The sequence below is a fragment of the Streptomyces sp. NPDC059455 genome (assembly GCF_042750115.1).
Lineage (GTDB): Bacteria > Actinomycetota > Actinomycetes > Streptomycetales > Streptomycetaceae > Streptomyces > Streptomyces endocoffeicus.
The window spans coordinates 1,665-24,716 of sequence record NZ_JBHYVB010000105.1; the positions used below are offsets into that span (position 1 = coordinate 1,665).

The 23,052-nt window shown below is 69.7% G+C and carries 18 protein-coding genes and 1 riboswitch; of the genes, 7 read left to right on the plus strand and 11 right to left on the minus strand.

Annotated elements, in window-relative coordinates; genetic code table 11:
- Positions 1–104: 104 nt before the first annotated feature.
- Positions 105–449 carry a hypothetical protein gene (locus ACFXB5_RS31330; RefSeq protein WP_385214038.1) on the minus strand — a complete coding sequence of 115 codons (345 nt, stop codon included), beginning with the start codon at positions 447–449 and terminating at the stop codon, positions 105–107.
- Positions 450–1,034: 585 nt separating this feature from the next.
- Between ACFXB5_RS31330 and ACFXB5_RS31335 the strand changes: the two genes are divergently transcribed.
- The 4 genes from ACFXB5_RS31335 (at position 1,035) to ACFXB5_RS31350 (ending at position 6,276) form a co-directional block, all read left to right on the plus strand.
- Entirely contained in the window at positions 1,035–1,805 is a 771-nt protein-coding gene (locus tag ACFXB5_RS31335; RefSeq protein ID WP_385214041.1) for a DUF6227 family protein, read from the plus strand.
- A 300-nt stretch (positions 1,806–2,105) separates the two neighbouring features.
- Entirely contained in the window at positions 2,106–3,494 is a 1,389-nt protein-coding gene (locus tag ACFXB5_RS31340) for a PP2C family protein-serine/threonine phosphatase (protein WP_385214043.1), read from the plus strand.
- Positions 3,495–3,742: 248 nt separating this feature from the next.
- A riboswitch (cyclic di-AMP (ydaO/yuaA leader) is annotated at positions 3,743–3,904 on the plus strand.
- 11 nt (positions 3,905–3,915) lie between these two features.
- Positions 3,916–5,169: a M23 family metallopeptidase gene (locus ACFXB5_RS31345; protein WP_385214046.1), complete on the plus strand. Its 1,254-nt coding sequence runs from the start codon at positions 3,916–3,918 to the stop codon at positions 5,167–5,169.
- A gap of 162 nt (positions 5,170–5,331) precedes the next feature.
- On the plus strand, positions 5,332–6,276 hold the full coding sequence (locus ACFXB5_RS31350; protein ID WP_385214049.1) for an aldo/keto reductase: 945 nt from the start codon (positions 5,332–5,334) through the stop codon (positions 6,274–6,276).
- Between the two features lie 185 nt (positions 6,277–6,461).
- Here the strand turns inward: ACFXB5_RS31350 and ACFXB5_RS31355 are convergent, their stop codons facing one another.
- Complete coding sequence (locus ACFXB5_RS31355; RefSeq protein WP_286091178.1) at positions 6,462–6,761, minus strand: hypothetical protein; 300 nt, start codon at positions 6,759–6,761, stop codon at positions 6,462–6,464.
- A gap of 375 nt (positions 6,762–7,136) precedes the next feature.
- Complete coding sequence (locus ACFXB5_RS31360) at positions 7,137–7,469, minus strand: hypothetical protein (protein WP_385214051.1); 333 nt, start codon at positions 7,467–7,469, stop codon at positions 7,137–7,139.
- A gap of 362 nt (positions 7,470–7,831) precedes the next feature.
- Here ACFXB5_RS31360 and ACFXB5_RS31365 point away from each other — a divergent pair, with 362 nt between their 5' ends.
- Both ACFXB5_RS31365 and ACFXB5_RS31370 read left to right on the plus strand, forming a co-directional pair.
- On the plus strand, positions 7,832–8,548 hold the full coding sequence (locus ACFXB5_RS31365; protein ID WP_385214087.1) for a helix-turn-helix domain-containing protein: 717 nt from the start codon (positions 7,832–7,834) through the stop codon (positions 8,546–8,548).
- Positions 8,549–8,552: 4 nt separating this feature from the next.
- On the plus strand, positions 8,553–9,023 hold the full coding sequence (locus ACFXB5_RS31370) for an NUDIX domain-containing protein (protein ID WP_385214054.1): 471 nt from the start codon (positions 8,553–8,555) through the stop codon (positions 9,021–9,023).
- 10 nt (positions 9,024–9,033) lie between these two features.
- Here the strand turns inward: ACFXB5_RS31370 and ACFXB5_RS31375 are convergent, their stop codons facing one another.
- Entirely contained in the window at positions 9,034–12,174 is a 3,141-nt protein-coding gene (locus ACFXB5_RS31375; protein ID WP_385214056.1) for a DUF3427 domain-containing protein, read from the minus strand.
- A 116-nt stretch (positions 12,175–12,290) separates the two neighbouring features.
- Here ACFXB5_RS31375 and ACFXB5_RS31380 point away from each other — a divergent pair, with 116 nt between their 5' ends.
- Positions 12,291–13,439: an MrcB family domain-containing protein gene (locus ACFXB5_RS31380; protein WP_385214059.1), complete on the plus strand. Its 1,149-nt coding sequence runs from the start codon at positions 12,291–12,293 to the stop codon at positions 13,437–13,439.
- Between the two features lie 71 nt (positions 13,440–13,510).
- Here the strand turns inward: ACFXB5_RS31380 and ACFXB5_RS31385 are convergent, their stop codons facing one another.
- From ACFXB5_RS31385 to ACFXB5_RS31415, 7 genes are all read right to left on the minus strand, one after another.
- On the minus strand, positions 13,511–14,701 hold the full coding sequence (locus ACFXB5_RS31385; RefSeq protein ID WP_385214061.1) for an Ig-like domain-containing protein: 1,191 nt from the start codon (positions 14,699–14,701) through the stop codon (positions 13,511–13,513).
- Between the two features lie 50 nt (positions 14,702–14,751).
- Positions 14,752–15,591 (minus strand): hypothetical protein, encoded by an 840-nt coding sequence (locus ACFXB5_RS31390; RefSeq protein ID WP_385214063.1) that lies wholly within the window; start codon positions 15,589–15,591, stop codon positions 14,752–14,754.
- Entirely contained in the window at positions 15,584–16,159 is a 576-nt protein-coding gene (locus ACFXB5_RS31395) for a SigE family RNA polymerase sigma factor (protein ID WP_385214066.1), read from the minus strand. Before ACFXB5_RS31395 ends, ACFXB5_RS31390 begins: the two co-directional genes overlap by 8 nt.
- A gap of 65 nt (positions 16,160–16,224) precedes the next feature.
- A complete protein-coding gene (locus ACFXB5_RS31400) occupies positions 16,225–18,192 on the minus strand; it encodes a PrsW family intramembrane metalloprotease (RefSeq protein ID WP_385214068.1) in 1,968 nt (655 codons plus the stop codon).
- 62 nt (positions 18,193–18,254) lie between these two features.
- The gene (gene trmB, locus ACFXB5_RS31405) at positions 18,255–19,037 is read right to left on the minus strand and encodes a tRNA (guanosine(46)-N7)-methyltransferase TrmB (RefSeq protein WP_385214090.1); all 783 of its coding nucleotides are present in this window, start codon (positions 19,035–19,037) and stop codon (positions 18,255–18,257) included.
- Positions 19,038–19,511: 474 nt separating this feature from the next.
- Positions 19,512–20,726 carry an L-2-hydroxyglutarate oxidase gene (gene lhgO, locus ACFXB5_RS31410; RefSeq protein ID WP_385214071.1) on the minus strand — a complete coding sequence of 405 codons (1,215 nt, stop codon included), beginning with the start codon at positions 20,724–20,726 and terminating at the stop codon, positions 19,512–19,514.
- Positions 20,727–21,074: 348 nt separating this feature from the next.
- A complete protein-coding gene (locus ACFXB5_RS31415) occupies positions 21,075–22,538 on the minus strand; it encodes an MFS transporter (RefSeq protein WP_385214074.1) in 1,464 nt (487 codons plus the stop codon).
- Between the last annotated feature and the right edge of the window lie 514 nt (positions 22,539–23,052).

The window sequence follows — 23,052 nt, forward strand, 5'->3', positions numbered from 1 at the left end:
ATCCCCCCCCCCCCCAAAAACACCCCCCCCCCCCCCCCGATTCCCAACGGGGGGATGCCTCATGGTGTTACCGCGGGCGGGAACACCATGAAAGGGTCAGCGACTCAGGGGGTGTCGTCGACGGCGATGTTCGCGCACTTGGAGCCGATGCTGGTGTCGCCCGTCGGGGCGGCGGCGCCGGTGACCAGCGTGATGCCGGTGGACGTGTCGCAGTCGTTGCCCTGGTAGACCGAACCGCTGCTGTTGGTGAAGTTGACGCAGTCCGAGCCGAGGTTGATGTCGCCGGTGGCGGCGGCGCCGCCGAGGTTGCTGGTGGCACCGGTGGCCGTGTCACAGTGGTTGCCCTGGTAGACATAGTCGTCGTTCTGGGCCAGGGCACCGCCCGCGCCACCGATGACCAGAGCGCCGGCGGCCGCGGTCAGAAGAACTGCCTTCTTGCCGATGTTCACTTAAATCCTCCGTCTGGGTTGCTCCGCGAATTCACGGACGCATGACACAACGAAGCTCATCAGTTAAGGCTTCGGGCCGCCAGTCAGCTTCACCCGTCCGGCATAGTGCGGCTCTTCCGGGGCGTGTTATCCGAGAATCCCGCTAAGGGGGACCAATGCGAGCTCCATTTGGCCCAGCGGAATCTGAATCCCTTTTATGAGGAGCGGAGGAGGGCGGCTGCCGGGCCGCGGTGGGGCGGTGGCGAGGCGGAGACGCGGGGCCCGCTTCCGGACGCTCGACGGCCGGGCAACAGCCGGGCAACGGCGGGGCGATGACGGTGTGGTGACGGTGTGGTGGCGGGGCAGTGGAGCGCCGATGGCCCCACGTCGAACGGCCGGGTCACCCTGCCCCCTGCCCACGGACTTGTTCGACCGGTCGGACGAGTGATACATCCAGGCTCTACGACGCAGGAGTGAGTGAGGCACAGTCACACCGACAGCTTCGCCGAACCGCAGCGCGGCGCGTGTTCACGCCGCTACGCTAAGTGCGCGAAGTGGTCGCCCGGGGGGCGCGGCGAATCTACGCCGGGAGGCGGGAGGAGAGACATGGGGCACTCACGAGGGGAAGGGACCCCTGCCGAGCTGATGGACGGGCTGCTCGCCCGTGCGCAGAACGGCTTCGAGATCGACGAGGCGGTGCTGGCCCGGGCGCGGAGCGCCCTGATGCACCAGTCCGAGCTGCGGTCCTGCCGGCAGTGCAATGAGCGGTGCGGCCAGCTCGGGTACAGCACCTATCGGCATGTCTTCCTGCTCCCCGACGGCAGCAGCCTGCTGCTGTGGGAACTGGAGCACAACACGGGCGAGGGCGGCCGCCCGCTGTACGAGCTCTACGCGGACGAGGACGCCCTGGCGCTGGCCGAGCGCCGCGTCCATGAGCGCCTCGGCGGCGCCCGCTGGGAGGAGCTCGACGGGTTACCGCTGTGGCTCCCGGACCAGCTGCTGCACACGGCCGAGCCGGTGGAGACCTCCCGTGCGTATGTGGCCGACAATTCGGCCGACCACGCCCGTCGCGTCCTGCGCCGCGCGGAGAACCCCGACCGTCCGGGCGAGGAGACCGAGCGGCTGCTGGCCACCGCGTTCGCCCATGACATCGCCCTCGCGCCCAAGCCCCGGCGCCGCTCCGGCGGTCCCGACGCGACCTGGTGCCGCTTCTACGAGCACGCCTTCCTCCTCACTGGAGGGGACGAGATCGTGCTGTGGGAGCTGGAGCACAATCTGACCCGGGACGGCCGGCTGGTATGCGAGGTGTACCTCGACGAGGTCTCGGCGGAGCTCGCGGCCGACCGCCACGCCCGCGCGCTGGGCGTCGACCTCTGACGCACGCGGTTTGGGCGTCCACCGCTGACGTACGCGGTATCTGACGCTTCCGTAGCCCGCCCGAGCCAGCCTGCGGCCCCTCCGCACCCCGCCGGTCGCGGTCCTGGCGCCGCCCGCACCTCCCGCATGCGTGGGGGCGCGAGACGCCCGCGTACGGCGCCGAGCACCCGCTTGGCCGACACCGGCTCGCCTGGCGGCCCGTCAGCCGGAAGCCTGGTGACGACGGCGGCACCGTGACGACGGTGACGCCGTGCCGCTGTGACGGCGGCGGGACGCGGACCAGGGAAGCGAGAGAAGCCGGTGCGGGTGCGAGGGAGCAGGGCTCGTACGGGCGCCCGTACGGAGGGCCGTACGGAGCGGCGTACGGCCTGGCCCCGGCTGAGCCGCCCGCTCGCCCGCCGCCCCACCACCCGCGTCCGTACGCTCATCGACACCGGCGCCGCGGCCGGTGCCGCCGCCGACGCGTCCGCCGGGTCCGCCGCGGGGCCCGCTCCGGCCGAGGAGAGCGGTAAGGAGGCCTCTGGCCGCCGTATGGCCCGCTGGCTGCCCGCCGTCCTCGTCCTCGGCGGCATCGCCTTCGACCTGGCCGCCCCGCCCGGCTACACCGCCTCCCCCTTCTTCGCCGCCGCCCCCTTGGTCGCCGCGGCGCTCTTACCGTTGCGGCAGACCATCGTCACGGCCGTCGTCGCCGTCCTGACCGCCTGTCTGCTGGCGGAGTTCCACGGGGTGAGGGACCCGACCCAGGCGGCCACCGAGATCATCACGGTGGCGACCGTGACCGTGCTGGCCGTGGTGATCAACCGCGTCGTACGCCGCAGCCACCACCGGCTCGCCTCGGCGCGCGGTGTCGCGGAGGCGGCCCAGCGCGCCGTCCTGCCCGCGCCGCCCGCCCGGCTCGCCGGGCTGGAGATCGCCGCGCGTTACGTACCGGCGGAGAAGTACGCGGCGATCGGCGGTGACCTGTACGCGGTCCAGGACACCCCGCACGGCGTACGGCTGACCGTCGGGGACGTACGCGGCAAGGGGCTGGGGGCCGTGGAGGTCGTGGCGATCCTCCTGGGCTGCTTCCGGGAGGCCGCGGAGCAGGAGACGACCCTGGAGGCGCTCGTGGGCCGCCTGGAGCGGGCGCTGCGGCGCGAGGGCGCCCGGCGGGCCGACCTGGAGGTGGTCGAGGGGTTCACGACGGCCGTAGTGGCCGAAATTCCGCGCGGCGACTCCACCCTGCGGCTGATCAACCGCGGCCATCCGGCGCCGCTGCTCCTGGAGGAGGGCGGCGCGGTGCGCGCCTTGGAGCCGGAGGTGCCGGCGCTGCCGCTGGGGATGGGGGAGTTGGCGGGTTGGCCGGACCGGGTGATGGAGCTGGCGTTCGCGGAGGGCGAGACGCTGCTGCTGTTCACGGACGGGGTGACGGAGGCCCGGGACCGCCATGGCGAGTTCTATGACCCGGAGGAGCGGCTGCGCGGCCGCCGCTTCGCCGGTCCGCAGGAGCTGCTGGACGCCTTGGTGGCCGATGTCGAGCGCCATACAGGTGGCGGGACGCCGGACGACATGGCGCTGCTGGCGGTCCGTCGGACCCCGGCCCGCGGCAACGGGCGGGACAGCGGACGGGACAACGGGCGGGACAGCGGACGGGACAACGGTGGGGGGAACGACGGGGCGTACGACGGGGCGAACCCCACCCCGCCGTAGGTATGCGCACCGCACACCGTGCGTAACCGACCGAGCCCCCTCTGCATAACAATTGACGCACGATCGATCCGTGCGCTGTTTTGCCAACTCTTGCCCCGTGCGTCGACTCGCCCCCATCTGTCCGTTCTTGAGTGCTAAGTTCATGCCAAAGGTGCGCGGATTCCTCGGAACAGCTTGGAATCACATCGCGCTCTCTATTAACGTTCGATAACGCAGCGCGGTCGTCACAACCGTCGCAAGGGCGGCACCGTGCGCCGTCGCCGAATCCCATACGCACAGAGGCAGTACCGCAGCACCAAGGGAACCGGGGAACCAACAACCTTGGGGTGAATCGGGTCGAACCTGACCCGTAGGAGACCTTCCTGCTCCGAACCCGTCAGCTAACCCGGTAGGCGAGAAGGAAGGAAAGGAGTGCGCCTCCGTGGCGTCCAACAGGTCTGTCCTGGACGAAGCCCCGTATCGCACACGGGGAGGCGGTTTGGGGACCGCCACCGCCTACGGCCCCGGCTTCGATGCCGGCGGCGGGATGAGCTCAGGGGACGGCCGATTCGCCCCCGACGACCCCTACGCGTTCGGCCCCGACGACCCTTACGCGTTCGGCCCCGACGACCGCTTTGCGGATGAGGGCGCCTCCGAGGGCCCGGGTGCCGGATTCGAGGCCGAGACCTGGGAGGAGTGGAACCCCACCGAGGAGTCCATCGCTCCCGTACGCGGCCGGCACCGCGTGGCCAAACAGCGCGGCGGAACCATGGCGCGCAGCGGCGCCGTCCTCGGGGTCGGCGTGATCGCGGCGGTCGGTGCGGGCGGTATGGCCAGCGCCAAGGACCGTCCCGCGCTCCCCATATCCATGCCGGACCTCGGCCATGTCGCCGATGAGGTCAAGGCCAGCCTGCCCGCCGCCAAGGACCTGCCGGGCATCGGCTCCTGGGCGTCGGACGACAGCAGCGGCGCGCAGACCGCCGCCGCCCCGCTCTCCCAGGCCGGTCTGACCAGCGAGGACGAGCAGCGCGGCACCACCGACGCGGGCGAGGCGCTCCGCGCCCGCATCCTCCAGCAGGCCGAGAACCAGCAGAACGCGGCGGACGAGGACAGTCGCACCGCCGCGGCGCAGGCGGCGGCCAAGGACGCCAGGGCCGCCGCGGGCAAGGCCGCCGACCAGGCCGCGGAGGCGGCCGCCAAGCGGAAGGCCAAGGCAGCGGCGGAGAAGAGAGCCGCCGAGCAGCGGGCGAAGGAGGCGGCCGAGAAGAAGGCCGCGGCCGAGCGCCAGGCCAAACTCGCCGCCGCGTACACCCTCCCCGTCGGCTCGTACACCCTGACCGCCAGCTTCGGCCAGGCGGGCGACATATGGTCGGCCGACCACACCGGCCAGGACTTCGCCGCCCCGACCGGCACCCCGGTCAAGGCGCTGCACGGCGGCACCATCACCCAGGCGGGCTGGGCCGGGTCGTACGGCTACCGCATCGTGCTGACCCTGAGCGACGGCACCGAGATCTGGTACTGCCACCTGTCGTCGATGGTCGTCACCTCCGGCAAGGTGTCGACGGGCGACGTCGTCGCCCGCGTCGGCGCCACCGGCAATGTGACCGGCCCGCACCTCCACCTCGAGGTCCGGCCGGGCGGCGGCTCGCCGATCGACCCGATGCCCTGGCTGCGCCAGCACGGGCTGAACCCCTGATACCCCGGCGGCCCTGGCGCTCTCTCCCCCCTTGACGCCAGGGCCGCCGGTTTACGTCCCGACGAGGGCCGCCGGGGGCCGGCCCTCAGGAACGCACGCGGGAACAACACACGGGAACGACAGGCCGGAACAACCCCGCCCAGCCAGCCGTTGTAAAAACGTATGGCTGACAACACACAGAAGATCGGTGATCTGTCCGTATTCCCGCTCTCTCTCGGCGGGAACGTCTTCGGCTGGACCGCGAACGAGGCCGAGTCCTTCCGGGTGCTCGACGCCTATGTGGCGGCCGGCGGCAACTTCATCGACACCGCCGACGTCTACTCCGTCTGGGTACCGGGCAACGAGGGCGGCGAGTCCGAGACCATCCTCGGCAACTGGTTCGCCTCCCGCCGCAACCGCTCCGACATCGTCCTCGCCACCAAGGTGGGCGCCGGCTCCCCGGAGCCACGCGGCCTGACCTCGTCCGCCATCAAATCGGGCGTCGAGGAATCCCTCCAGCGGCTGCGCACCGACTACATCGACCTCTACTACACCCACTACGACGATCCGTCGGTGCCGGTGGAGGAGATCATCACCACCCTGGACGAGCTGGTCAGGGAGGGCAAGGTCCGCGAGATCGCCGCGTCCAACATCGGCGCGGACCGCCTGGACGCCCAGCTGACCTTCTCCACCCGGGAGAACCTGGCCCGCTACGTCGCCCTCCAGCCGCACTACAACCTGGTCTCGCGCGACACCTTCGAGGGCGAGCTGTCCGAGGTCGCCGCCCGCCACGACCTGGCGACGATCCCGTACTACTCCCTGGCGTCCGGCTTCCTCACCGGCAAGTACCGCCCGGGTACGGCCGTCGACAGCCCCCGCTCCACGGGCGCCGCCAAGCACCTGGAGACCGAGCGCGGCCAGAAGGTCCTCGCCGCCCTGGACGACGTAGCCGCCAACCACCGCACCGAGCCCGCCACGGTCGCCCTGGCCTGGCTCCTCGCCCAGCCCACAGTCGTGGCCCCCCTGGCCAGCGCCAGCTCCACCGACCAGCTCCCCGCCCTCCTGGCCTCGGTCGACCTCAAGCTGACCCAGCCGGAACTGGACCTGCTGACGTCGGCGTCGGACTGACGGGAAGACGGGGCGGGACGGGCTCCATAAGGACTGAGCGAAAGACGGCGGGACGGGCCCGTAAGGACTGAGCGGAAGGCGACGGGACGGGGGCGGCGGACCGTCCAGCGGCCGGCAAGACGGCGGGCGGGCAACAAGCCCCGCCCGCCGAAGTCGCCCACAGACCCGAGGACCCCTACGCTCCTCTACCGCCGATCGGCGAGGGCCCAGGACGCGAGGGCAACGCCACCGGCGACGGCGAAGACGGACGGCCAGGCCCCGATCTTCTTCGCCAGCGGATGCGACCCGGCGAATGCGGCGACGTATGCCGCACTGAGCGCGGCGGCGGTCCCGTTCCCCGCCTTCTCCCGCCACCCCCGAGCGGCCACCGCCCCCGCAGCGGCCAGGGCAACCCCACCCAAGGGCCGCCGCTTGGTCCACCGAGCCACGCCATACCCCCCAACCAACCCACCCGCAGCCACAACCCCCGTCGGCACTCCAGCCATCCCCATACCTCCCACTCCAAGGATCTCCTGGCCCCGACCCTACGCAGCAGGCGCTCCGAACGGACTCGCAAGCCCCAAACGGACACGGACGACCCGAGTGGGATTCCGCCGCGCGGCCTCAGTACTTCTGTCGGCCACCTGGATAACGGACCGGCTGACGGCACTCCGGCGCGTCTTCGGGTGCAGGCTCGTCGCCGAGTGCGTAACACAAGGCGGCGTGCAACTGCTCCGCTTCCACCACCGTCAGCACCAGCGACGCCAAAGACGTGCGACCGGGCCGGAGCACGTGAAGCGGCAGCTCAAGCAGGCCGCCCTTTGCAGGGCGCAGACCGCGCCCCGGGGCCGGACCGACCTGCCAGCCTCCTGGCACCTCACTCATTGCGCCCCCTCATCCGTGCGAGCCGCTCCGTCGCTCTCGGCCTCGTCGGGCGCCGAGATACGCCCGCCGCGACTCTCCGAGATCCGGAGAGCGTCTTGCAGCGCTTCGATCAGGCGGTTCGCGAGGTAGCGGAGCTCTCGAGCGTCCGCTTTCCGGTCGCTGAGCATCAGGCGGGCGTGGCCGATGAGTTCAGTGCCCATCTGGAGCTGAACCGCTTCCATTTCGTCAGCCAGCTTCGACAGGTAGCCCGTGCTGTCCGCATCGGAGACCAGATAACACCGCTGCCCTGCGGGACCGGGCCACGGCAGCAGACGGGGACGTACGCTCACAGCGCCACCGCCACCACAGATACACGTGCCGGGCGGACCGTCGGTGTATCCGCACACGCCATGGCAGGCCGGGCCCCAACGGTGCGATGACGGGCCGATGCGGGCACCACCAGCCGCAACAGCCATTCCACAGGTCGGCCGATATTCTCCTGCACGTTGACGCTCCTTCACAGCGTTGACCACGCTCCCGGGCCGCCTGCAACGGTCGCGGGAGTCTTTTCGCGATCATCGCGCTGTGATCAGGACGTAGGAACCTCCCTTAAACCCCACTGCGGGACGTCCTGCGTCGGGTAAAACGTCCCTAGTGCCGTCCCGACATGTGGGGAGAGACTCAGGTGCCGAACGAGAGGCTACGTGTCGTCATGGCGTCCGGAGGCTGGACATACGCCGCCCTCGCGGAAAAGGTCGAAGTAGACCCCAAATCCGTTGAAAGATGGGTCAACCTCAACCGTACGCCGCGACGCAGCACGGCCATCCTGGCAGCGGAAACGTTAGGAGAAGACGTGCACGCCCTATGGCCAGCGCTCCGCCAAGCGCGCCCCGCCCGCGCGGTCAGCCCCGAGCTTGTGGCGCTCTACGATCAGCGTGCGGACATCCCCGTGTCCACCTTCGTGGAGATGCTGACCCAGGCCCGCGAACGGATTGACGTGCTCGTATATGCCGCCGTCTTCCTGCACGAGGCGTACCCCCGCCTCAATGACCTTCTGCGGGAACGAGCCGCCCAAGGCTGCGCCGTACGTGTCGCGGTCGGGGACGCTGACAGCCCCAACGTCCAGCAGCGGGGCCAGGAGGAGAAGTTCGGCCACGGCATCGAATCCCGCTGTCGGCTCGCTCTCCTGCACTATCGCCCCCTCATCGGCACCCCGGGCGTCGAGGTGCGGACTCACGGAACAACCCTCTACAACTCGCTCTTTCGTGCAGATGACCAAGTCATGGTCAACGCCCACGTCTGGGGCGTGAACGCGTATGGGGCTCCCGTCTGGCACCTGCGCCGACACGGCGAGGGCGGCATGTTCGATACCTACGCCCAGAGCTTCGACGCCGTATGGGCGACGGCGATGCCGGTACAGGGAGTGTGACCCCGTGGCACGGACCGAGTACTACGACGATCCGGACGCCCCCGAGCCGAACAGCTTGGTTGTCGCCGCATCCGCTGTCGTCACCGACGAGAGCGGCCGCATCCTGCTCCAGCGCCGCCGAGACAATGATCTTTGGGCACTGCCCGGTGGTGGCATGGAGATGACCGACTCTCTACCGGGCACGGCTGTCCGTGAGGTCAAGGAAGAGACCGGACTCGACGTGGAGATCACGGGACTCGTCGGCACGTACACCGACCCGCGTCACGTCATCGCCTACACCGACGGCGAGGTCCGCCGACAGTTCAACGTCTGCTTCACCGCCCGCATCGTAGGCGGCCAACTGGCGATCTCTGACGAGTCCACGGAACTGCGGTTCGTCTCGCCGGAGGAACTTGGCGAGCTCCCCATGCACCACACACAACAGCTCCGGCTTCGTCACTTCCTGGTCCACCGCGACCATCCGTATCTCGGCTGACCCACGAACGCTACCCCGCTGCAATGGCCGAGTAGGTCCAGACATCGGCGGGCAGCTCATGCTGGAGTCGCCAGACAATGCCCATGGGCTTGCTGCCCTCGTGGGATTCGTAATCGGCGGGACCGAGCAGCATCCAGGGCTGAGGCCCCCCGATGTCCGTCTTCTTGTAGCGTCGTACGAAGAGCAGCACATGGGATCCCCGTTCCCTGTGGTGCTGGTAGCGCTGCCCCGTGGGGGAGGAAGCAGACGTTTGGTTCTGTGATTCCCAGTGGAAGTGGTCTGGGCTCATCGCGAAGTCTTTGTACCGGGTCTGCGGTGAGAAGTCCTTATCATCCTTCTCGAGCGTGATGAGGAGCGCGTCCGTCTGGATCCCTTCGCACCACTTCACGCCTTCGCGGAAATTCCCTGGCACGAAGCCGCCTACCTCTGCTTGCCCGAGGGCGGGCAGGATCTCCTCTCGACTGTACGAGGCGTGGATGGCCAGTGGTAGTCCACTGTGCTCGCCCAGGAGCGGGATGGGGTAGTGGTCGGTGTGCTCCAGGTTGTACGCCAGAACCTGGCTCAGTTCGCTTCGAAAGGCGCTCTGCTGGTGCAACGACTCGAAGCCATCGGCATAGTTGCTGAATCCACCGCCTAGGGGCCACAAGGAGAAGAAGAGCATCCGTGCGTACGCCTGCCCTGATGCGTCGAGCGAGTCATACTCGGGGGCGTTATCGGCCAGCATCCGACGGTAGGCATTCACCCGCTGTGGGTCACTGACATGGAGAAATGCGGAGACGCGCTTGAGAAGGGCGGCCTCCCCTTCGGGCGGCTCGCCGGTGAGGAGATTGGCTCGCCTCAAGAGACCCGTCCATGAGTTGTTGGCCCGGTAGAGCTCCTTGAGCTCGCGGCGGCTCTCACGAAGGTAGGCGTCGAGTCGCGGCTCGGCGTACGCAGCAACCTCCTGCGCCAACTGCCGTACGTTGACATTGATCTGGCTCCTGATGTTGTCCAGGATCCGCTCCTTGGACTTGCGGTCCAGGATGATCTGACAGCCAGAAGGGAGCTGTGGAAAATCTCGCTCCATATGCTCGGTCAGCCGGTGACGGGTGAAGTTCGTCAGCGCACGGAACTGCTCCTCGAATCGGAACTCCTTACGATGTTGGCCGATGAAGTCGAGCACGGTGAGGACCGGCTTATCCGGCGTACGCCGAAGCCCTCGGCCAAGCTGCTGGAGGAAGACCGTGGCGCTGGAGGTGGGGCGGAGCAAGAGAAGGGTGTCCACATCCGGGACGTCCAGCCCCTCGTTGAACAGGTCGACGGAGAAGAGAATCTGTACCGTGCCGTCACGGAGGTCTCTTAGGGCCTGGGCGCGTTCAGCGGCAGGAGTGGAACCGTCGAGGGCCTTGGCATTGACACCCGCCCGACGGAAGAAGTCAGCCATGAAGTGGGCGTGTGCCACAGTGACGCAGAAGCCCAGTGCTCGCATGGTCCCTGGGTCAGTGACCTTCTCCTGGACGGCCTTGACGATGAGCCGCGCTCGAGCGTGGTTGCCGGTGTAGAGCTGACTGAGCTCACTGGTGACGTAGGAGCCTTGCTTCCAGGTGACGCCTTCGAGATCGGTGTTATCCGCGATGCCAAAGTAGTGGAACGGACTGAGAAGATCGTTCTCCAGCGCTTCCCATAGCCGCATCTCGGCCGCAATGTGGCCCTCGAAGAATTCATCCTGGACGTTCCTGCCGTCCATCCGCTCAGGTGTGGCGGTCAGACCAAGAAGCTCAAGGGGATTGAAGTGGTCGATGATGCGCCGATAAGTGGGCGAAACGCCATGGTGGAATTCATCGATGACCACCACATCGAAGTGATCGGGAGCGAACTCTTCGAGGGCTCGGGCGTTGAGGGACTGAACGCTGGCGAAGACATGCGTCCAGTCCTTCGGCGCCTCTCCTCCGACGAGCAACTCGCCGAAGTTCGCATCGTCGAGTACCTCCTGGTAGGTGCGCAGCGATTGTTTGAGGATCTCCTGGCGATGGGCCACGAAGAGGAGGCTGAGGGGCCGCCCTTGATGGGCGCGCTTGAGCGCCTTGTAGTCGAGGGCCGCCATGACCGTCTTGCCGGTCCCAGTCGCTGCGACGAGCAAGTTCCGGTGCCGGCTGTGGATGTCACGCTCGATACGGAGTCGTTCGAGCATGTCTTGCTGATGGGGGTACGGGCGTACTTCAAGGCCGGACAGGCTGATGGCGTGGGTATCGCTCTTCTGCTTACCGCTGGCCAGCGTGAGGGCCTCGTCTAACCGGGTGGCATCGCGCCCGGGATCGTAGGTCTCAAAGGCGGGCTCAGCCCAGTACGAGTCGAAGGTCGCCTCGAACTTCCGCAACACCGGCGGCGTCGCTACGGATGACAGCCGGACGTTCCACTCCAAGCCGTCGAGAAGCGCTGTCTTGGAGAGGTTGGAACTCCCCACATAGGCGGTGTCATAGCCGCTGTGACGTCGAAACAGCCATGCCTTTGCATGGAGGCGCGTGGACCGCGACTCGTAGTTGACCTTGACCTCGGCGTTGAACTCCGTCACGAGGCGGTCCAGCGCGCGTCGCTCCGTAGCTCCGATGTAGGTGGTCGTGATGACGCGGATCGGCACTCCGCGATCGCGAGCCGCCTTGAGCGACTCTTCCAGGACGCGCAGACCATGCCACTTCACAAACGCACAGAGCAGATCGACACGGTCGGCCGTCGCCAGCTCGGCCCGCAGCTCGAACCCGAGGTTCGGATCCTCGGGCGCGTTGGTGATGAGCGCCGTCTCGGACAGCGGCGTGGCCGGACGAATGCCGTACACGCCCGGCGCTTCCTGCTCGGCAATGGCCGTCAGCTGATGGGGCCCGTCCGCGACAAGGTCTACCCATTGCTTGGCCCCGTCGAGGGTGCCGATCGACTCGAGGATGTGATTCGCCGCAACGACCTGCTCTTCGGTCGTGAGGGAGATGAAGATCTGGCGGATGGTCTCGCCGATGTGACGGGCGAGCACATGAGGCGAGGAGAGCTCGCCCACCTTCTGCCGGATGGTCTTCCACCCACGGGCATCCAGGGCGTTGAGCTGCTCCTCAATCCGAGAGGTGATCAGCCGCTCATACAGCCCAGGCACTGGCGTCGCCTGGTCCGCAAGGTGATCGGCCATCGCAGCGCCTCCTCGTCTCGAATCTCTCCCTGATGTTGTATCAGCGGCCCCTGACAGTCCTCAGGTGGGTCAACCCAGATGGGGTGGCCGGTCACGCTGCTCAGGGATGATCGGACGTGATCGAGGTCGAGTCCTTGTCGGTCTGTTCGTGCATAGTTTTGAGCATGGACATACGTCATCTACTCCTTGAACTCGCCCGGACCTACGACGAGGGCAAGGGAACGTCGTCGGGCGTCCATGCGCAGGATCTTCTTCGCAGGGCGGGGGAGGAGTGGAGACACCTTCTACCGGCGGGCTTTGATGCTGAGGGCAATGGTGGGAGTGGTGGTGCCAGCCGGACTCCGTGGATCGGCGTGTACGACCCCGACATCACCCGCGATCCAAAGAAGGGTCTCTACCTGGCCTACATTTTCGCGGCTGACCTCAGCACGGTGACGCTGACGCTCCAACAGGGGGTGACGTCGCTGCAAGCGAAGTTGGGTGAGGGTGAGAAGCGCCGCAGGTATCTGCGGAGCAGGGCCAAGCAACTGCGAGGCGGACTAGCCAAGGACCTGGTGGCGGGCTGGGGTGCCCAGCCGGACTTTAAGTGCGACGTGCTGAGAGCACGCTCTTATGAGGCGGGGAGCGTGGCAGCGCGAACTTACGACACCGCTGCCATGCCCACGGAGATCAGCTTGCGTGAGGATCTCTGGCACATGGCCGAAGTGCTGCAACACGCGGCTGCCGTGGAGCGGAACCTCAGGGACGAGATGACCTCCAACGGGCTACCGGTCACCAAGCGTGTAGAGGGTGAGGAAGAAGAACACGCAGGGCTGGACGGCTTCCGCCCGAAGGACGGCAGCGACTACTACGTCCTTATCCGTCAGCGGAAGATCAAGAAGTCCCGTAGCCACGAGGTGCTGGTTAGTTTGTTCGGCGAGTACATCGAGGAACGTGGCTTCGTGCCGATCACAAAGAAGATGCACCCCAAGGACATTGTGCTGCGGCGGGACGGTGTGGAGTGGATGGTGGAAGCCAAGACCGTGAAGCGGGGAAACCCCACCAAGGCAGTGCGTGAGGCACTGGGGCAGCTCTATGAGTACAGCCACTTCTTGTACGAGGAGCAGGGGAAGGGCGAGCCGTTCCTCCTGGCGCTCTTTACCGAGGACATCAAGGCGTATGCCCCCTATCTCGAGAAGCGAGGCATTGCGTCCGTCTGGAAGACAGTGGACGGGTGGGCGGGGTCGCCTATGGCTGTCGCTTGGGGAATGGTTGACGAGCAGTAACGATCCTTCGCTCTGCGTGCTTGCGGGCACCCACGCCCTGGTGGCGCGGGTGCCCGCATCGTTGAGCAGACTCAGCGCAGGGCGCTGAGCTTTTGCCAGGAGGGGTAGGGGAGGTTCCAGTCGCCGAAGCCGTTGCCGGTGGAGACCGTGGCGCGGGTGGAGCCGGTGATTTCGACGATGTCGCCTCGGGTGGCGCGGTTGTAGAACCACTTGCCGTCGGCGAGGGACATGCCGACGCAGCCGTGGCTCATGTTGGTCTGGCCGAAGTAGCCGAGGCCCTCGTTCCAGGGGGCGGCGTGGGCGTAGGTGCCCGAGGTGGTGAGGTGGACGGCCCAGGGGACGTCCTTGTTGTAGGGGTCGGCTATGCCGACGGACTCGCTGGTCATGTTGACCATGGGGGCCTTGTCGAGGACGACCATGGTGCCGTTCCAGGTGGGGTAGGAGGGCTGGCCGGCGGATATCGGGATGGTCTCCTGCTTCTGGCCGTCCTCGTAGACGGTCATCGTGTGGTTCTTGATGTCGACCTTGGAGATCCGGGGCGTGCCGATGGTGAAGGTGGTCGAGACATCGCGGCGGAGGTAGCGGGAGTCGCCGGTGTTCACGCCGCTGAGGCGGGCTCGGAGGGTGACCTTGGTGCCCTTGTGCCAGTAGGCCTTGGGGCGCCAGTCGACGCGTTCGATGCCGGTGAGGGGGTCCTTGACCCAGCCCCAGGAGCCCTCGACCTTCGGGCTGGTGGAGATGGAGAGGCTGCGCTCCACCGCTGCCTTGTTCGGCACCGGGTGGTCGAAGGCCAGCGAGACCGGCTGGCCCACGCCGACGGTGGAGCCCTTGGACGGCGTGACGGTGACGCCGTTGACCTGCTGGGCGGCGCGGGTGCGGAAGGTGGAGTGATGGACGGCGGTCTTGCCGGTGGCGTTGGTGGCCGTGGCCTCGACGGTGTAGGTCGTGCCCGGGGTCATGGTGCGGTTGGAACGCCAACTGGTCTTGGAGTGGGAGAGGGCGCCGGTCACCGTGACGGCCTGGGAACCGGCACCGTCGGGGGCGATGCGGACCTTGGTGAGGGTGCCGTGGGAGGCGGTCACCTTGACCGGGGCGTCGGGGGCTATCGCCGCCGAGTCGCTGCCCGGGGTGATGGTGATCCGGGCGGGCTTGGCGTCGGCCGGGTCCACCGAGGCGGATTTTGACGCCGACTGGCATCCGGCGAGCAGGGCGACGGCGATGGCGGGCACCACGAGGGTGCGCAGGGAACGTACGGAGAGCACAGAGGACCTCTTGCGGGAGTCGTGAGGGGTGGTGGGAGGGGAGGAGTGGGTCAGCAACGCCTCTTCACCTCCTCGGGGTTGGCCCGGTACGGACCGGGGGAGGCGGTGGCGGTGGGATCGAGGCGCCACAGCGAGACCGATACGCAGTAGGCGGAGGGGCCGTCGGTGTAGTCGCCGGACGGGCTGCCGATGCCCTCGGCCTGCAGGACCCCGACCCGGGTGCCCGAGCGCATCAGGACGACCTGGGCGTCATGCGGTGCGCGGGACGAGTGCCAGCCGTAGGTCATGGTGGTCGGCTGGCCGGCCGCGAGCTTGGGTGACGAGGTGGTGCCCAGCGCCTTGGGGAGGGCGCATCGCTCTTTCAGCGTTTCCTCGAGGGAGGCGAAGACCTTCGCGGCCTCTCCGTCGCTCGCATAGGCGTTGATGGTGTGACGCGCCTGCTCCGCCTTGCGGCCCTGGTAGTCGCGGGTGCGCTGGGCGAGGGGACGCGGACCGTCGAGGCGGCAGCTGGGGGAGAGGTCGAGCAGCGGTGCCCGGCCGTTGTCGGTGGAGGTGGCGGAGTCGGCCGTCTTCCAGCGCGTCATCGCGTCGAACGGCAGCGCCGAGGGACGAAGGAGGGCGCTCGCGGGGATCGGCGCCCCCGGGACGCGGTCCGTTCGCGGGGCGGGCGGGGCCGCCGGGAGCGTACGGGTGGAGTCGTCGCCCGGCAGCAGCCGCCAGGAGCCCGCGGTCACGGCGGCCACCGCCAGGAGGGCCGCGGCGGCGATCGCGGTGCGCTGCCGTGCGCGGCGCCGATGGCCCCGCGCACGCACGGCTTCCGGGCCCGCCAGACGTATGGAGGGCTCGATATCGCGAGCGATATCGCGCAGGCGCTCGTCCAGATCAGCCATGGGAGGGCACCTCCTTGGGGTGGCAGACGGGCGGATGGGGGGACGGTGCGGGTGTTGGTGCCTCGGCTTCGGCTTCGGGGTCGGCGAGATGGGAGCCGAGGGCCTTGCGGGCACGGCTCAGCCGGGTGCGCACGGCGCCGGGGGAGACGCCCGTCTCGCGGGCCACCTGCTCAATGGGCAGATCGAGAAGGTGGTGCAGGACCACGGCCGTACGCTGCTCGGGCTTCAGCCCGCGCAGGGCATGGACCAGCGCCACCCGGTCCGGGGCGAGATCGGGGAGATCGGGGGGCGGGCCATGGCGGAAGTGGGCCCGCATGCGGTTACGGGCGCGGCGCCAGGAGCTGACGGCGAGGCGCAGGGCGACGGTGCGCACCCACGGCGTGGGATCACCCTCGGCGGTCAGCCAGTCCCAACGCTGCCACGCCCGGGCATACGCCTCCTGCACCGCGTCCTCGGCCTCGGCGAGATCGCCCGTCGCCGCATAGACCGCGGCCACGAGCCGCTTCGCCGTAACCGTGTAGAACTGGTCGAAATCGGATGGTGTGGATGAAGGTGATGGTCCTGACATGAATCCCCCGCGCCCCCGCGTGCTCCCCGCTTCTATGTAGGAACACGTCCGAAAGGGGCGGGAGGTTACAGACGACTTCCGGGGCCACCGGATCCGTAGGGCACGGGGGAGGGGTGGGGCGTCACCGAATTCGCGGGCGGCTGCGGGCTCCGCGGTGGTTGCGGGGGCTGCGATGGCCGTGGGGTCTGCAGTGGCTGCGGGGTCTGCAGCGATTGCGGCGTTCGCGGTGGCTGCGGGCCGTGCGGGGGAGGGGCGCCCCACGGTGCGTAGGTGGGGTGGGGCCCGTACTGCGCTTGGGCGCCGGAGCCGGAACCGGGGTCGTTGCCGTAGCCGTAGCCGGGCTCGTAGCCCGACCCGGGGCCGCCGTAGCCGGTGCCGGGCCCGGGGCCGCCGTAGCTGGACGCGGGGCCGCCGTAGCCGTGGCTGGACGCGGGGCCGCCGTAGCCGTAGCCCTGACCGCTTCCGTAGCCGTACGCGTACCCGCCGCCGTGCGGCCCCGTGGGCCAGAACGGTGCGGGCATCGTGCCCGGGGCCGGCCGGGGTACGTGGCGCGGCCGGGGGAGCGGCACCGACAGCGCCGCGTGGGCCAGGGCGGGCTGGGCCGTCTCCCGCCGTTCCCACAGCCGGTCCAGCAGTTCCTTCTCGCGCGCGGTGAAGTCCGGCCCGGCCGTACCCCGGTACGCGCGCCGCCGCAGAAGGGCCAGCGAGGTCGCGAAGGCGGTGTACTCGCCGACCGTACGGGCCGCCGCCGCGCCGTGGGTGCGGCGGGCGAGGTCGCGGGCGATCCCGCGGGCGCGCATCGAGGACAGCGCGAGGGGCTCGGGCGGGGTGAGCCAGCCGGCCGCCTGGTAGGCGGTGAGCTGCTCCCGTATCGCGCGCAGCTCCTTGGTGCGGGACCAGAGCGTCAGCCAGGTCAGCAGCCCGAACACCGGGACCATGAACAGGGCGTAGACGATGAGGAAGCCGTAGCCGCCGAGGGTCGCCGAGCCGTTCCAGACGCCGTGCAGGACCATCGCCGTCAGCAGCATCGCGACCGGTATCAGGACGCGGCGGACGCGTTGGTGTCGCGCCGCCGCGGCGGCTAGGCCGAAGCCCACACCCGTCATCGAGGTGAAGAGGGGGTGTGCGAAGGGGGACATCACGGCGCGGATGAAGAAGGTCGCGGCCGTGGTCGACCGGATGCCGGAGTAGCCGAGCGTCTGGTCGCTGACGAAGGCCGAGCCGAGATAGAGGATGTTCTCGGTGAAGGCGAAACCGGTGGCCGTGATTCCGGCGACGACGACCCCGTCCACCAGCCCGTTGAAGTCACGGCGGCGGAAGAGGAAGAGCAACAGGACGGCGGCGGCCTTGGCGCTCTCCTCCACGAATGGCGCGATGAAGGTGGCGCCCCAGGTGTCGGCGTCGGCCTGGCCGGTCGGGGACGAGGAGTCCACGGTCGTCATGAGCCACTCGGTGGCGAAGCCGTTGGCTATCAGCGCGACCAGCGTCGCCGCGCACGCCCCCCAGGCGAAGGCGAACAAAAGGTTTCGCCAGGGCTTGGGGTCCACGCGGTCCAGCCACCGGAACACCGCGATGATCAGCGGCACGGGGAGGACGGCGAGGCCGAGCCCCACCAGGAAGCCCTTGGTGCCCGTCTGCTCGCGCACCAGCGCCAGGATGATCAGGCCGGAGAGCGAGAGCAGACCGGTGAGCGCGGTGGCCCGGAGCGCCTTGTTGTGCCAGACGCGGGCGAGGCGGCCACCCGGGCCCCACAGCCGCTGGCGGGGCGGTTGCGGCCAGCCCGCCGGTGCGGCGCCGTTGTGGAACCACGGGTGCTGGTCACCGTACGGAGAGCCGTAGGACGTGCCGTACGGGGCGTCGGCGTGCGGCGCTGCCTGTGCCGCTTCGTACGGTACGTCCCCCTGCGGGGCGTCCTGCGGTGTCCCGAGCGGCACGCCGTGTGGTGCCTCGTGCCGCGCTCCTTGCGGCGCCTCGTACGGCGGCGTGGCCGGTCGTGGTTCGGGCGGCTCTTGCGGGGGCGGGGACTGATGCACTCAACCGACCCTAACGAAAGGGGGAGGGGGACTCAGGGGTTATGCCCATCCCCTTGGGGGCGTTATGTGTCGTTGCGGCGGAAGATCAGGTCATGGACGAGGTGTCCCTTGTCCAGCCCCTGGCCCTCGAACTTGGTGAGCGGCCGGAAATCCGGGCGTGGGGTGTAGCCGCCGTCGGCCAGGGAGTTGTCGAAGGCCGGGCTCGCGGAGAGGACCTCCAGCATCTGCTCCGCGTACGGCTCCCAGTCGGTCGCGCAGTGCAGCAGCGCACCTGGCTTCAGCCGGGTGGCGGCGAGCTCGATGAACTCGGGCTGGATGAGGCGGCGCTTGTGGTGCCGCTTCTTGGGCCAGGGGTCGGGGAAGAAGACCCGCAGCCCGGAGAGCGAGCCGGGGGCCAGCATCTCGCGGAGCAGGATGATCGCGTCACCGTTGGCCACCCGGATGTTGTCCAGGCCGTTCCGCTCCGCGAGCGCGAGCAGATTGCCCTGGCCGGGGGTGTGGACGTCGGCGGCGAGGATGCCTGTGCCGGGGTCGGCGGCGGCCATTTGCGCGGTGGCCTCCCCCATGCCGAAGCCGATCTCCAGGACGACGGGGAGGTCGGGGCGCGGGCCCGACTCTGTGGCGAACAACTCACCGAGGTCGATACGGCTCAGCCCGTCGATGTCCAGGCCCCACTGCGGCCACAGGCGGCGCAGCGCCTCGCCCTGGCCCGGGGTCACCCGGCCGCGGCGGGGGCGGAAGGAGCGGATGCGGCGCTCGTGGTGCGAGCCCGCCGGGTCGGCCACGGGGCCGCCGGGGAACATCGGCTCGCTGCGGTCACGGGGGGCGGGCAGAGCGCGCTCCATGTGGGAATCGGGGGCGGTGGGCTTCTCGGACACAGTGCTTCGATTCTACGGGCGGGGGCGGGGGCGGGGGCGGGGGCGGGGAGGCTCAGCCGTGCCGACCCGGTGGGGTGGGTGGGGTGGGTGACTGGGGCCTGCCTGTGCCATGGCGGCTGGGTTCGGCCTGTGCCTTGGTGGCTGGGTTCGGTCGTACGGTGAGCGGCTGGGTTCGGCCTGTGCCTCGGTGGTTGGGCTCGGTCGTACGGTGGCGGGCGGGCTCGGCCCTTACGGTGGCGGCTGGGCCCCGACCCGTACTTTGGCCGCGGGGCCTGGCCCGTAGCGGTGGGGCTCGGCCCGTACGGTCGCGGTGGGCCCCGGCCCGTACCTCGGCAACGGTTCTCGGCCGAACCTCGGCGACGGTTCTCGGCCGTACGGCGGCGGTGGGCCCCGGCCCCTTACCCCCTCAACCCCGCCCGCCCTGCCACCCCGCCCGCCGCGTCACCCCGTTCGTAGGGTCTCCAGCACTCGGCGGGCGACCTCGCGGCCGATCGGCAGGGAGGCCGTGGCCGCGGGCGACGGGGCGTTGAGCACATGGACGATCCGGGGCGACTGCGAGATGAGGAAGTCGTCCACCAGCGTGCCGTCCGGCAGCACCGCCTGTGCGCGCACGCCCGCCGGGGCCGCTATCAGGTCGTCGGCCGTCACATCCGGCAGCAGGCGGCGCACGGCGTCGGTGAAGGCGCGCTTGGACAGGGAACGCCGCAGCTCACCCGCCCCGTACCGCCAGTGGCGGCGGGCGATCCGCCAGGAGCCCGGATACGCCAGCGTGCCGGCCAGCTCCTGCGGGCGCACCGTATGCCAGGCATACCCCTCGCGGGCCAGGGCCGGCACCGCGTTGGGTCCGATGTGGACGCCGCCGTCGATGCCGCGGGTCAGATGGACGCCGAGGAACGGGAACGTCGGGTCGGGCACCGGGTACACCAGACCGTTCACCAGCGAGGCGCGGGAGGGCACCAGCTCGTAGTACTCACCGCGGAAGGGCACGATCCGCATGCCCGGGTCGTCGCCCGCCAGCCGGGCGACGCGGTCGCAGTGCAGCCCCGCACAGTTGACCAGGGCCCGCGCGCGCAGCACCGTGCCGTCCGCCGTGCGCACCGCGACCGCGGAGGGGCGCCGGCCGATGGTGCGCACCTGCGCCCCGTACCGCACCGAGGTGCCCGCGTCCTGGGCCAGCCTGGCCAGCCGGGCCGCCACCGCGCCGAAGTCGCAGACGCCCGTCGTGCCGACATGGATCGCGGCGAGGCCGCGCACCCATGGCTCGTACTCCGCGATCTGGGCGGGGCCCAGCTCGCGCACCGGAATGCCGTTCTCCCTGCCGCGCTGGACGAGGCCGTGGAGCCTCGGCAGCTCGGAGCGCTCCGTGGCGACGATGAGCTTGCCGGTGACCTCGTGCGCGATGCCGTGCTCGGCGCAGAACTTCACCATCTCCGCGGCGCCGCGCACCGCGAACCGCGCCTTGAGCGACCCCGGCCGGTAGTAGATACCGCTGTGGATCACGCCGCTGTTCCGCCCGGTCTGGTGGCGGGCCGGACCCGCCTCCTTCTCGAGCACGGTCACGCGGGTGCCGGGTGCCGCGCGCGTGATCGCATACGCCGTCGACATGCCGACGATCCCGCCCCCGATCACCAGCACGTCGCAGTCCAACGCCGTCACGCCATGTCACCTCCCCACGCGCCACACCGTTCAGTCGCCCGACCGTCGATCCCTATCATGACCTGCGCCAGTGACAACGGCCTGAAACCCATGTGAGGACTAGGGCCCGGGCTAGGTCGACCGGTCATGTGGATCGATTCATGCCGAGTCGCCCATTCCGGGTGAATTCCCTCCGGGTCGCCCACTCCGGTCAACTCTCGCCTCGCCGATCATCCCCGGCCGTTCACCACTCATCGCGGTCGCTCGCACCCGACCCCGTGCCGCTCGCACCCGACCCCGTGCCGCTCGCACCCGACCCCGTGCCGCTCGCACCCGACCCCGTGCCGCTCGCACCCGACCCCGTGCCGCTCACGCCGGGGTCACCAGCAGCGGCCGGGCCTGCTCGCGCAGCTCGGCGACGCGCGGCTCGTCGCGGTACGCCTCGAGGCGCCGCATCAGGTCGCGCACGTACTCCGTGGTGCGCGCGGACGAGATCCGGTTGGCGACCTCCACGGCACGGGCGCCCGCCGCACAGGCCGCGTCCAGATTGCCGGACTCCAGTTCGGCGACGGCGGACACCACGAGCCGCAGCCCGTGCGACCGTACGAACTCCTCCGTCGGCCGGGCCAGCGCCTGCTCGGTGAAGCGCCGCACCTGGCGCGGCAACCGGAGATCGCGATAGCACTCGGCGGCGTCGGCCGCGAACCGCTCATGGCTGTAGAAGTCGAGCCAGGACGGATCGGGGTCGCCCGCCCGCGAGCGCTCCAGCCAGCCCTCGGAGGACTTCAGGGCCGCCCCGCAGGCGGGCCCGTCCCCGGACTTGGCCTGGGCGCGCGCCTCCACGAGCCGGAAGAAGCTCATGGTGCGTGCGGTGGCCAGGCCGCGGTTGCGCTCCAGGGCGGCCTGGGCCAGGTCCACGCCCTCGTCGGCGAAGCCCCGATAGGTGGCCTGGAGGCTCATCGACGCCAGCACATAGCCGCCCAGGGGGACGTCGGCCGCGGCGCGGGCCAGGCGCAGCGCCTGGATGTAGTACCGCTGCGCGGCCTCCTGTTGGCCGGTGTCGAAGGCCATCCACCCGGCGAGCCGGGTCAGTTCGGCGGTGGCGCCGAAGAGGGAGCGGCCGACCTCGTCGCTGTACGAGCCGAGGAGCAGGGGAGCCGCGTCCACCCGGAGGCACTCGGGGACCATGGAGGAACGCCAGTCGCCGCCGCCGTACTTGGAGTCCCAGCGGCGCGCGTCCTCGGCGGCCTCGCGCAGCTTGGTGACGTCACTGTGGCCGACGCGCTGCGGCGGTATGGCGTCCGGCGCCACCGCGCCCGCGGTGCTCGCGGCGGTGGTTCCGTCCTCGGCGTCCTTGGGTTCGCGGGCCACCGAACTGTCGGCGGGGGATATGAGCCAGCGCGAGGCCGGGGTGGCGTACGCGCTTACTGAGAAAGATCCGGCCAGGCTCTGCCAGATGCCGACTCCGCCGCGCCGACCCGCGAGATCCAGCCGGTAGAGCTCGGTCGCGGAGCGGACGGCCTGGCCGATGTCGCGCGGGAAGGCAAGCCCGACCTCGGGGGCCGGATCGGCATCGGCCAGGCCGATTTCATGCAGGGGGACGGGGCGGCCGAGTTTGCTCCCGATCGCAGCCGCAATGAGGTGTGGCGCGGCGCCTTGGGGCACCATGCCCTTGGACACCCAGCGCGCGACGGACGTCTTGTCGTAGCGAAGCGTCAGGCCACGCTGGGAGCCGAGGTCGTTGACTCTGCGCGCGAGCCCGGCATTGCTGATCCCAGCGAGGGCGAGAACGGTGCCGAGCTTTTCGTTCGGCCCGCGTGGCTCCCTGGACATGCGCACCCCTCGACAGCACCGACGGCCGCCCCGGCATAAGCGCGGGGCATTCGTAAACCCAGCGTAGTTCGCCGCATCCCGACCGTTAAGAGGTGGTGTCCCGGATGGCGAGATTCTTGTACGAACGGGCGTGCGGGGCGTGACGTGTGCTCCCGGTGTGTGTGGCTGTGCGCCCGGGTGTGCGCTCTGTCTCCGTCACGGCGGGGACGTTTCGATGGGTCCTGCGTGGGTCGGCCCGCTGTACTGGATCCAGTGGGCTGGGGGACGCCGCCGCCTCATTCCCCGCGGGCGGCGGAACGGTCCGGGAGGCGAATGCCGCCTCCCGGACTGTCGTGTCGGGAGGCGCGAGAGACGGAAGTTGAGTCCTTACAGGTCGTCCGCAAGACCAACGAGAGCGCCACGGCAATTTGGCTGAATATCGCTCCTCACGGCCGGGCTCCCCCCCCGGGGCGCGGTGGGGGTGGCCCCACCCCGCCATCCCGCTATCGCCTGGTACGCCCCCCCATTCGGGCTG